Source organism: Ralstonia flatus, from assembly GCF_958439105.1.
GTDB lineage: Bacteria > Pseudomonadota > Gammaproteobacteria > Burkholderiales > Burkholderiaceae > Ralstonia > Ralstonia flatus.
This window is the reverse complement of record NZ_CAUDLI010000002.1, coordinates 563441-574760: the sequence shown is the minus strand read 5'-3', so window position 1 is coordinate 574760 and position 11320 is coordinate 563441. Positions and strand designations below refer to the sequence as shown.

9 protein-coding genes are annotated in these 11320 nt (G+C 67.0%); 8 read left to right on the top strand and 1 reads right to left on the bottom strand.

Annotated elements, in window-relative coordinates; all coding sequences use genetic code 11:
* Positions 1-32: 32 nt before the first annotated feature.
* The 7 genes from R2676_RS06325 (at position 33) to R2676_RS06295 (ending at position 8231) form a co-directional block, all read left to right on the top strand.
* Positions 33-1142: an ABC transporter ATP-binding protein gene (locus tag R2676_RS06325; protein WP_206273582.1), complete on the top strand. Its 1110-nt coding sequence runs from the start codon at positions 33-35 to the stop codon at positions 1140-1142.
* Between the two features lie 33 nt (positions 1143-1175).
* Positions 1176-2594: a D-arabinitol 4-dehydrogenase gene (gene dalD / locus R2676_RS06320; RefSeq protein WP_206273583.1), complete on the top strand. Its 1419-nt coding sequence runs from the start codon at positions 1176-1178 to the stop codon at positions 2592-2594.
* 68 nt (positions 2595-2662) lie between these two features.
* Positions 2663-4162: a xylulokinase gene (gene xylB, locus R2676_RS06315; RefSeq protein WP_206273584.1), complete on the top strand. Its 1500-nt coding sequence runs from the start codon at positions 2663-2665 to the stop codon at positions 4160-4162.
* Positions 4159-5106, top strand: a complete 948-nt coding sequence (locus R2676_RS06310; RefSeq protein ID WP_206273585.1) for a carbohydrate kinase family protein — start codon at positions 4159-4161, stop codon at positions 5104-5106. The genes xylB and R2676_RS06310 overlap by 4 nt, the downstream gene beginning before the upstream one ends.
* Positions 5107-5186: 80 nt before the next feature.
* A complete protein-coding gene (locus R2676_RS06305; RefSeq protein WP_206273586.1) occupies positions 5187-5519 on the top strand; it encodes a YnfA family protein in 333 nt (110 codons plus the stop codon).
* A gap of 142 nt (positions 5520-5661) precedes the next feature.
* On the top strand, positions 5662-5979 hold the full coding sequence (locus tag R2676_RS06300) for a hypothetical protein (RefSeq protein ID WP_206273587.1): 318 nt from the start codon (positions 5662-5664) through the stop codon (positions 5977-5979).
* A gap of 101 nt (positions 5980-6080) precedes the next feature.
* Positions 6081-8231, top strand: coding sequence for an ATP-dependent helicase (locus tag R2676_RS06295; protein ID WP_206273588.1), 2151 nt, complete (start codon positions 6081-6083; stop codon positions 8229-8231).
* Positions 8232-8260: 29 nt separating this feature from the next.
* Here the strand turns inward: R2676_RS06295 and mdtD are convergent, their stop codons facing one another.
* Entirely contained in the window at positions 8261-9691 is a 1431-nt protein-coding gene (mdtD, locus tag R2676_RS06290; protein WP_206273589.1) for a multidrug transporter subunit MdtD, read from the bottom strand.
* 190 nt (positions 9692-9881) lie between these two features.
* Between mdtD and fumC the strand changes: the two genes are divergently transcribed.
* Positions 9882-11267, top strand: a complete 1386-nt coding sequence (gene fumC / locus R2676_RS06285) for a class II fumarate hydratase (protein WP_027679202.1) — start codon at positions 9882-9884, stop codon at positions 11265-11267.
* Positions 11268-11320 lie beyond the last annotated feature (53 nt).

Genomic DNA, 11320 nt, shown 5'->3' with positions numbered 1-11320 from the left:
CGCACACAGAACACGCCCAAGGAGACCTCGCCATGGCCAGCCTGACCCTGCGCAATCTGCAGAAGCGTTACGAGCAGAACACCGTCCTGCACGACATCAACCTCGACATTGCCGATGGCGAATTTGTCGTCTTCGTCGGCCCATCGGGCTGCGGCAAGTCGACATTGCTGCGCACGATTGCAGGCCTGGAGGGCATCGATGCCGGCGACCTGCTGATCGGCGATACGCGCGTGAACGACGTGGTACCCGCCAAACGCGGCATTGCGATGGTGTTCCAGTCGTACGCGCTATACCCGCACATGAGCGTGTACGACAACATGGCCTTCGGGCTGAAGCTCTCGGGCATGAAGCGCGAAGCCATCGACGCTGCCGTACGCCGCGCTGCCGAAGTGCTGCACATCGATGCGCTGCTGGATCGCAAGCCGCGCCAGCTCTCGGGCGGCCAACGCCAGCGCGTGGCCATCGGTCGCGCCATCACCCGCGAGCCCAAGGTCTTCCTGTTTGACGAGCCGCTCTCCAACCTCGATGCCGCGCTGCGCGTGAAGATGCGCCTGGAGTTTGCCCGCCTGCACGACGCATTGAAGACCACCATGATCTACGTCACGCACGATCAGGTGGAAGCCATGACGCTGGCCGACAAGATCGTCGTGCTGCGTGACGGACGCATCGAACAGGTCGGCTCTCCGCAAACGCTGTATCACCATCCGGCCAGCCAGTTTGTGGCGGGCTTCATCGGCTCGCCCAAGATGAACTTCCTGCGTGGCGTCGTCGATCGTGTCGATGCATCGGGCGTTTCCGTGACGCTCGCGGGGGGCCAACAGCCGGTGGCCGTGTCGCCGGGTGAGCTGCGCGCGGGGGATGCCGTCACGCTCGGCATCCGGCCGGAGCATCTGCATCTCGACGCGGCGGGCACCCTGCGCGGCACCGTCACGCATATCGAGTCCCTGGGCGACGTGGCCTATCTGCATGCCGACTGCGAAGCCGCACCCGACGGCCTTGTGCTGCGCGTGCCGGAATCGACCCGGCTCGCGCACGGCAGCGCCATCACGTTGTCTGCCGACGCCGCGCACTGCCACCTGTTCGACGCCGACGGCCGCGCGCTGCCGCGCTTGCAGGCCACGCAGGCCCAACAGGCCGCCTGAGGTTCACACCGCACAACGTTGCACGCCCCGACCATGCCTTCCCCCAACGCTTCTTCCACCTGGCTGCACCTGGGTGCCGGCTCCTTCCACCGCGCGCATCAGGCGTGGTATCTGCATCGCCTTCGCGAGACCGGCGACACATCGTGGCACCTGGCGCTGGCCAACATCCGCGACGATGCCGGCACGCTGCTGCATGACCTCGCTGCCCAGCACGGCGCCTACACACTGGAGACAGTCGACACCGCCGGTCATCGCCAATACACGCGCATCCAGTCCATCGACGCGGTCGTGCCGTGGGATGCCGAACTTGCGGCACTGTGCGAGATCGGCGCGGCACCCGACACGCGCGTGATCTCCTTCACCGTGACGGAAGGCGGCTACTACCTCGACCAGCAGCACCAGCTCGACGCCACGCAGCCGGACATCGCCGCCGACCTGCGCGGCGGTGCCAGCACGCTCTACGGCGCACTGGCGCGCCTGCTGCGCCTGCGTTTGCAGCGCGGCGGCGCTCCGCTCACGCTGCTCAATTGCGACAACCTGCGCCACAACGGCGAGCGCTTCCGAAGCGGCCTGCGCCAGTTCCTCACGCTGCGCGGCGAGCCCGGCGACAGCGACCTCATCGCATGGCTCGACGCGCACGCCAGCACGCCCAACACGATGGTCGACCGCATCACGCCGCGGCCCACCGACGCCTTGCGCCAACGGGTGGCCGCACAAACCGGCTGGCAAGACCGCTGCCCCGTGATGGCCGAGACCTTTGCGCAATGGGTGGTGGAAGACGACTTCCGCGCCGGGCGGCCCGCGCTCGAACGCGTGGGCGTGGAGTTCGTCGCCTCGGTGCTGCCGTACGAGGAAGCGAAGATCCGCGTGCTCAACGCCAGCCATAGCTGCATTGCGTGGGCCGGCACGCTCCTGGGGCTGCACACCATCGATGAAAGCGTGGCCGTGCCGTCCATCCACCGCATGGCGAGCGCCTACGTGACCGACGATGTCATCCCGTGTCTCACGGCCAACCAGCCCAGCCCCATCGACCTCGCTGCGTACCGCGACACCGTGCTCGACCGCTTCGCCAATCCGCACATCCGCGACACCAACCAGCGCGTGGCGGCAGACGGCTTTTCGAAAATTCCGGGCTTCATCACGCCCACGCTGGCGGAAGCCTTTGCGCGCGGGCATGTGCCCCTTGCCACGGCGATGCTGCCGGCGCTGTTCTTCGTCTTCCTGGAGCGCTGGCAAGCGGGCACGCTGCCGTATGCCTACCAGGATGGCCTGTTCGATCCGGTTGCCGCACACGCCATGCTCGAGGCCGACGACCCGGTTGCCGTGTACTGCCGGAACACTGCCCTGTGGGGCAGCCTTGCGGGCACGGAAGCGCTCACCGGTCTTGTCCGCAACGCCATCGCGCGTGTGCGGGCGTGGCTGGCCGTCGAACAAGCCGCCACTGCCGGCTAGTCATCAGCAAACGCAACGGCGGATTCGCGCGACAATCCACGGTTCAAGCAACCGGACCCGGCGGCCTCATGTACCTCGGCATCGATCTCGGAACCTCGGAAGTCAAAGTGCTGTTGCTGGACGCGGCGGGCAGCATCGTCGGCACGGCCGGCGAGCCGCTTACCGTATCGCGGCCGCATCCGGGCTGGGCCGAGCAAACGCCCGAAGACTGGTGGCAGGCCACCAGCGCCGCCATCGGCAAACTGCGCAATGCGGCACCGGAAGCCTTCGCCGCCACGCGGGCCATCGGCCTGTCGGGGCAGATGCACGGCGCGGTGCTGCTCGACGCGCGCAACCGCGTGCTGCGCCCTGCCCTGCTGTGGAACGACACGCGCAGCACCGCTGAATGCCTTGAACTCACCCGCCGCGTGCCCGACCTGCACGCCGTTGCCGGCAACCTGGCGATGCCCGGTTTTACCGCGCCGAAGCTGCTGTGGAGCGCGCGCCATGAACCCGACGTGTTCAGCGCCATCGATTGCGTGCTGCTGCCCAAGGACTATCTGCGCCTGCGCCTGACGTGCGAGCGCGCGTCCGACCCCTCAGATGCGGGCGGCACGCTGTGGCTCGACGTGGCAAGACGCACGTGGTCTGACGAACTGCTCGCCGCGACGGGCTTGTCACGCAGCCAGATGCCGCGCCTGGTGGAAGGCAGCGCGGCCAGCGGCACCTTGCTGCCCGAGGTGGCCGACGCATGGGGGCTGCCGCGTGGCGTCGTCGTAGCTGGCGGCGGTGGCGATGGCGCGGCCAGCGCCGTGGGCATCGGCGCGACCCAGCCGGGCGATGGCTTTCTGTCGCTCGGCACGTCGGGCGTGATCTTTGTCGTCAATGACCGCTTCCGCCCAAACCCGGCTCAAGCCGTGCACGCGTTCTGCCACGCGCTGCCGGGGCGCTGGCACCAGATGAGCGTGATGCTGTCCGCGGCGAGCTGCCTGCGCTGGTTCTGCCGGCTGACGAGTGTGCCGGAAGCCACGCTGCTGCCTGAAATCGCTGCGCTGGCCGAATCCGAACGCCAGTCAGCGCCGTTCTTCCTGCCCTACCTCAGCGGCGAGCGCACGCCGCACAACGATGCGTTTGCGCAAGGCCATTTTCACAACCTCACGCATGCCAGCGACCGCGCCGCGCTCGGTTACGCCGTGCTCGAAGGCGTCGCCTTCGGCATGGCGGATGGCCTGGACGCCTTGCGCGCAGCCGGCACGCAGGTGGCCTCGCTCTCGTTTGTGGGCGGCGGCTCGCGCAGCCCGTTCTGGGCGCAATTGCTGGCCGACACGCTCAACACCGAACTGACGACCCATGTCGGCAGCGAAGCCGGCGGCGCGCTCGGTGCCGCGCGCCTGGGCTGGATGGCGGACGGCGGCATCGAAGCGGCCGTCTGCGCCAAGCCACCCGTGCAGGCCACGTATCGGCCCGATGCCGCACGCCACGCGCGCCTTGCCGAACGGCTGTCGACATTCCGTGCGCTGTATCGGCGCGCTTCACCGCTGCCGGTCACGCCTTCTGCCCAAACCACCGATCTCCCCTTGCCTGCATGACCGACGCCCCGCCCTTGCCCCGCCTCGTCGTCTTTGGCGAAGCGCTGACCGATTTCCTGCACCAAGGCAACGGCCAATGGCTCGCCCGGCCAGGCGGCGCATGCTGGAACGTCGCGCGCGTGGCAGCGCGTCTGGGCGTGCCCACGGGCTATGCCGGCGCCATCAGCAACGACGTGTTCGGCGATGCGCTCTTCGCCGATTCCCAGGCCGCCGGGCTCGACCTGCGCTATCTGCAGCGCGTGGATCGCTCGCCGTTGCTGGCGATGGTCACGTCGACCCAGCCGCCGCACTACTTCTTCGTCGGCGACGACAGCGCCGACCTGCATTTCGATGCGCAAGCCCTGCCCGCCGGCTGGCAAACCGCCGTGGAAATCGCCCACTTCGGCTGCATCAGCCTGGCGCGCGAGCCGTTGGGCAGCCGCCTCGTGGCGCTGGCCGAAACGCTGGCCGCGCAAGGCACCCGCATCACCTTCGACCCGAACTGGCGCACGGCGATGAACGCTCCGCACTACGCGCCGCTGCTGCTGCGCATGGCTGCCATCGCATCGGTCATCAAGGTGTCGGATGAAGACTTGCGCCACCTGTTTCCCGGGGATGCCGATCCGCTGACCACGCTGCGCACCCTCGCGCCGCAGGCCGACATCCTGCTCACGCTCGGGGCCGAGGGCATGGAATGGCTGGCAGCGGCGCACGGCGGGCAAGACGATGCCCGTATCGCCCAACCGGCCTTTGCCGTGCCGGTGGCGGACACCGTCGGCTGCGGCGATGCTGCGATGGGTGCTTGGCTGGCGAGCTTGCTGCGGTCGCCCGATGCGCCCGTGCAGGCACACCTGCGCCAAGCGGCTGCAGCGGCCGCCCTCACCGCCACGCGCGCCGGCGCGTATGCGGGCACGCAAGCCGAGATCGATGCCCTGCTGGAGGCGCACGCCGCCTCGCCCGCCTGAGACCGGGTGACCATCGTGGCAGCGCCGCCCCACATGCCACAATCGGCGCCGTCTACGTCTTGATTGCTTCGGGGCCCGTTTTGGAACTGCTTCGTATTGCCGTGCTGTTTGCCGTCACCGCCATGGCGGAAATCGTCGGCTGCTATCTGCCGTGGCTCGTGCTGCGGCAAGGCAAGCCGATCTGGCTGTTGCTGCCGGCAGCCGCCTCGCTGGCGCTGTTTGCGTGGTTGCTGACATTGCACCCGACCGCGGCCGGCCGCACCTATGCCGCATACGGCGGGGTGTATATCGCTGTGGCGCTCGTGTGGCTGCGTCTGGTCGACGGCGTGACGCTCACCCGCTGGGACATCGGCGGCGCGGCCATTGCGTTGGCAGGGATGGCCGTGATCGCCCTGCAACCGCAGGCCAATTGATCGGATTGCGCGCCACATTTAGGATTTCCTGAGCGAAACGGAACCCTAAGCCGCCGCCAGGATCGGAGGGTAGATCATTGCTGCGGCCGCCGCGCTGCACGCCGGTCGCCCCTCGTCCAACCGCTTTGTCCTGGAGGCCGCGATGCCTGCCAACACCCTCAAACACCTCGTCGTGGCCACGATGCTGATGTCCGCAGCGATGACGGCGTCGGCCCTGACCACGTCAACGTTCACCTTCACCGATCAGGATCTGCAAGGGATGCTCGCCCACAGCCAGCCTCCGCAGGCCGCCCAGCAGGCGAAGCCTGCCGAAGCCGCCGCTACAGAGAGGCTCCGCGTCGGCCTGAGCGATCCGGGCACGCAGCTCGTGCTGCCCTGGTTCCTGGCGGATCTGGTGGATGCGGTCAACCGCCGGGCATCGCCGCAGGATTTCGCGAAAAAGCTGCGGGACGGGATCTGATCGGCCATCGCCGTCAGCCTTCCGTCAACCACCCTCACTTTCCACAGGCAGGCATCACAGTGCTGTATATTCATACAGTTATTTTTTTGTGACGCCCTGCCGTGCTTGCCGCTTCCCCCACCCCAGACACCGCCACTGTGCCGGCCACGCCCGGTTACCTGGCCCAGCTGAACGACCAGCAGCGCCAGGCGGTCGAGTTCGGTATTTCCGGGGCAAACGCGGCGGAAACCGGCCCGCTGCTCGTGCTGGCCGGCGCTGGGTCCGGCAAGACGCACACCCTGGGCTGGCGCGTGGCGCATCTGGTGGCCAACGGCGCCGATCCGCAACGCATTTTGCTGCTGACGTTTTCCCGCCGCGCGGCGAGCGAACTGTCGAACCGGGCCGGCCACCTGCTCGCGCGGGCCATGCAGGGCGAGCGATCGAACAACGCGCTCAATTCCGCGGGCACGTCATACAAGACCACGCTGCCCTGGGCCGGCACCTTTCACGGCATCGGCGCGCGCCTGCTGCGCGAATACGCCGACCGCGTCGGCCTCGCGCCCGATTTCACCATCCACGACCGCAGCGACTCGGCCGATCTGCTCAACGTCGTGCGCCATGAACTGAACCTGTCGACCAAGGAACGCCGCTTCCCGCTCAAGCAGACCTGCATCGCGATCTACTCGCGCGCCATCAACGCCGAGAGCCCGCTGAACGCCGTGCTCAAGCACCACTTTCCGTGGTGCGCGATGTGGGAGACGCAATTGCGCACGCTGTTCGATGCGTATGTCGAAGCCAAGCAGGCGCAGCACGTGCTCGACTACGACGACCTGCTGCTCTACTGGCACGCGATGGTGTCTGACGCAGACCTGGCCGCTGAGATCGGCGCGCGCTTCGACCACATCCTCGTCGACGAATACCAGGACACGAACCGGCTGCAGTCGTCCATCCTGCGTGCGCTGCGCCCGGACGGCCGCGGTGTGACCGTGGTGGGCGACGACGCGCAATCGATCTACGCATTCCGCGCGGCGACGGTGCGCAACATCCTCGATTTTCCGCGGCACTTTTCGCGGCCGGCGCACACAGTGCTGCTGGAGCGCAATTACCGTTCGACGCAACCGATTCTGGATGCCTCGAATGGCGTGATGCGTTTTGCCACGGAGCGCTTTGCCAAGACGTTGTGGACGGACCGCGCATCGACGCATCGTCCGCGTTTGATTTCGGTGCGTGACGAGGCCGAACAGGCCCGTTGCGTGGCCGAGCGGGTGCTGCATCACCGAGAAGGCGGACTGACGCTGAAATCGCAGGCGGTGCTGTTTCGCACCGCGAGCCACAGCGCGCCGCTGGAGATCGAACTCACGCGCCGCAACATCCCGTTCGTGAAATACGGCGGCCTCAAGTTTCTGGAAGCCGCGCATGTGAAGGACGTGCTGTCGGTGCTGCGCTGGGCCGAGAACCCGCGCAACCGCATTGCCGGGTTTCGCGTGATCCAGTTGCTGCCGGGCGCTGGCCCGGCCACGGCGGCACGCGTGCTCGACGCCATGGCGGAAGCGGCGGACCCGATTGCCGCGCTGCTCGCCTACGACCCGCCGGCACGGCTGGCCGGCGACTGGTCTGCGCTGTTGGCGCTCATGCAAACCCTGCGTACGCCCAAAGACAGCCTGGAATGGGCCGCTGAACTCGAAGCCGTCGGCGCCTGGTACGCCCCGCACATGGAGCGCCTGCACGACGATGCGGCCGTGCGCCAGGGCGATCTGGACCAGCTCGCCCGCATGGCCGCCACCTACGCCACGCGCGAGCGGTTCCTGACCGAAATGACGCTCGACCCGCCCGAGCTGACCAGCGATGAATCGGGCGACCCGTATCGCGATGAGGACTACCTGATCCTCTCGACGATCCATTCATCGAAAGGTCAGGAGTGGAAAGCGGTGTATGTGCTGAACGCCGTGGACGGCTGCATGCCGGCCGATCTGGGCGCCGGCTCGCACGAAGAACTGGAAGAAGAACGCCGGCTGCTTTACGTGGCGATGACACGTGCGCGTGAGCATCTGGACATCCTGGTGCCGCAGCGCTTCTACGTCACGCAGCAAACCCCCAACGGCGACCGGCACATCTATGCGTCGCGCACGCGCTTCATTCCGCCTGCGCTGCTGCCGCTGTTCGAAGCGTGCGCATGGCCGGAACCGGAGCCGGGCGCAGACCCCGCAGCCGAAGCGCTTGCCGCCGCCAAGGTTGACCTGAGCAAGAAGATGCGCGGCTACTGGAAAAAGTAGTCCGCCGAATCGCCGAAGTGCACCGTCCCTCAGTGCACTTCCATCTCGGGCCGCTTGACGACGTGCGTTGACTCGAAGCGCGAGAGCTGGGCAAAGATCCACGCGGCCGCGCAGGTCATGACGCCCACGCAGACAAACGTCTTGTGGAACGCCGCCAGCGTGTCGCGTCCCTCCGGCCCGGCGGTGAAGTCGGTAAAGCCCGTCAGCAGTGCGCCGGCGGCGGCCACACCCAGGCTCATGGACAGCATCATCACCATCGAGAGCATGCTGTTGCCCGCGCTGGCCAGCGGGCCGGTCAGGTCCTTCAGCGTGAGCGTATTCATGGCCGTGAACTGCATCGAGTTGAAGGTGCCGAAGATCGCCAGTTGCACGATGCGCAGCCACACCGGCACGTTGGGCGTCATCACGGCAAAGCTGGCCATCATCAGGCCGACCATGACCGTGTTGACGGACAGCATGCGGCGATAGCCGTAGCGCTTGATGGCCCAGGTGCCCAAAGGCTTGGCGGCCATGCCGGCGGCGGCCACCGGCACCATCATCAGCCCGGCCTGAAGCGGCGTGTACCCCAGGCTCACTTGCAACAGCAGCGGAATGAGGAACGGCATCCCGCCGCTGCCGATACGTGCAAACAGGTTGCCGAGCACACCAATGGAAAAGCTCGGAATGCCGAACAGCGTGCGCGGAAACAGCGGCCCGGCCACGCGCCCCGCATGCAGCCAGTAAGCCGTGAGCGCGGCCAGACCAAAGATCACCAGCACCAGCACCGTCGCGTGCTTGAAGCCCAGCTCCGACAGCCCGTCGAGCGAGAACGACACCGCCGCCATGCCAAAGGCCAGCATCAGATAGCCCGACCAGTCGAAGCGGCTGTCGTCTTCAGCGTGCACATCGGGCATCACCTTGAGCGTGACCAGCGCGCCGATCACCCCCACGGGAATGTTGATCAGGAAGATCCAGTGCCACGACACGGCCTCCACCAGCCAGCCTCCCAGCGTCGGGCCGATCAGCGGACCGATCAGCCCCGGGATGGTGACGAAACTCATGGCCGGCAGGAACTGCTCGCGCGGCACCACGCGCAGCACGGTCAACCGCCCCACGGGCATCAGCAACGCGCCGCCCACACCTTGCACCACGCGCGCGGCAATCAGCATGGTCAGGCTGCGCGATTCCGCGCACAGCAACGAGCCAATGGTGAACAGGAAGATGGCGGCGAAGAACATCTTTCGCGTGCCGAAGCGATCGGCCAGCCAGCCCGAGGCCGGCATCAGCATGGCGGTCGTCAACGTGTAGGCGATGATGACCGACTGCATCTTCAGCGGGCTTTCCGACAGGCTGCGGGCCATGGCCGGCAAGGCGGTGTTGACGATGGTGGAATCGAGGGTTTGCATGAACAGACCCATCGCCACCAGCCAGAGCAGCGGTTTGAGCGATGGGTCGACGGAGGCGGAGGGCGTGGTGGGCATGGGGCGGGGCAGAGGCTGCTGGATGCGACGCAGCCGTCATTGTGGCGCGCCTCGCCTGTGCCCGCAAACCGTGTACCCGGCGCGCCGGATTGCGTAACGTGCCGCCATACCGCCCCTACCACCAACAAGGACACCGCGCTCTGCCTATACTGGAGCGTTCATCCCAGTCACCCCGTGCCATTCCTCTGCCATGACGACCCGTACCGAACGCGACACCTTTGGCCCCATTGAAGTCCCTGCCGACCACCTGTGGGGCGCACAAACGCAACGCTCTCTGCAGAACTTCGACATTGCCGGCGACCGCATGCCGCGCGAGCTGATCGACGCGCTCGCCCGCATCAAACGTGCCAGCGCCGTCGTCAACCAGCGCCTGGGGCTGCTCTCCGCGGACAAGGCCAACGCCATCGTCAATGCCGCTGACGAGGTCATCGCCGGTAAGCACCCGAACGAATTTCCGCTGGTGGTCTGGCAAACGGGCTCAGGCACGCAGACCAACATGAACATGAACGAGGTACTCGCCAACCGCGCCAGCGAGCTGCTCGGCGGCGAGCGTGGCGAAGCGCGCCTCGTGCATCCGAACGATGACGTGAACCGCAGCCAGTCGTCCAACGATGTGTTCCCGACCGCAATGCACGTTGCCGCCGTGACGGCCATCACGCGTCATCTCCTGCCCTCACTGCGCACGCTGCGCGAGACGCTGGCCAAGAAGGCCGCCGACTTCAACGACATCATCAAGATCGGCCGCACGCACCTGCAGGACGCGACGCCGCTCACGCTGGGCCAGGAGTTCTCCGGCTACGTCGCCCAGTTGCAGCACAACGAAACGCATCTGAACGCCGCCCTGCCGCACCTGTGCGAACTCGCGCTGGGCGGCACGGCGGTCGGCACCGGTCTCAACGCACCGGCCGGTTACGCCGAACAGGTGGCCGAAGAGCTGGCGCAATTGACCGGCCTGCCCTTCGTCACCTCGCCGAACAAGTTCGAGACCATGGCGTCGGCCGATGGCCTGGTGCATGCGCACGGCGCGCTGAAAACGCTCGCGGCCAGCCTGACCAAGATCGCCAACGACATCCGTTGGCTGGCGAGCGGCCCGCGCAGCGGCCTGGGCGAAATCTCCATCCCCGAGAACGAGCCGGGCTCGTCGATCATGCCCGGCAAGGTCAACCCCACGCAGAGCGAAGCCGTGACGATGCTGTGCGCGCAGGTCTTCGGCAACGACGTCGCCGTGAACGTGGGCGGCGCGTCGGGCAACTTCGAGCTGAACGTGTTCCGCCCGATGATCGCGTACAACTTCCTGCACAGCGTGCGCCTGCTGGCCGACGGCATGCGCAGCTTCAACGATCACTGCGCCGTGGGCATCGAACCGAACCGTGATCGCATCGACGAGCTGGTGCAACGCTCGCTGATGCTGGTGACGGCGCTCAACCCGCATATCGGCTACGACAAATCGGCGCAGATCGCCAAGAAGGCGCACAAGGAAGGCACCAGCCTGCGCGAGGCCGCCCTGGCGCTCGGCTATGTCACGCCCGAACAGTTCGATGCGTGGGTGCGGCCAGAGAACATGGTTGGCCGCTGAGTGATCTCTCGCTGGCCCAGGGCTTGCTAGACCTGGGCTATCCTCTTTTTTTG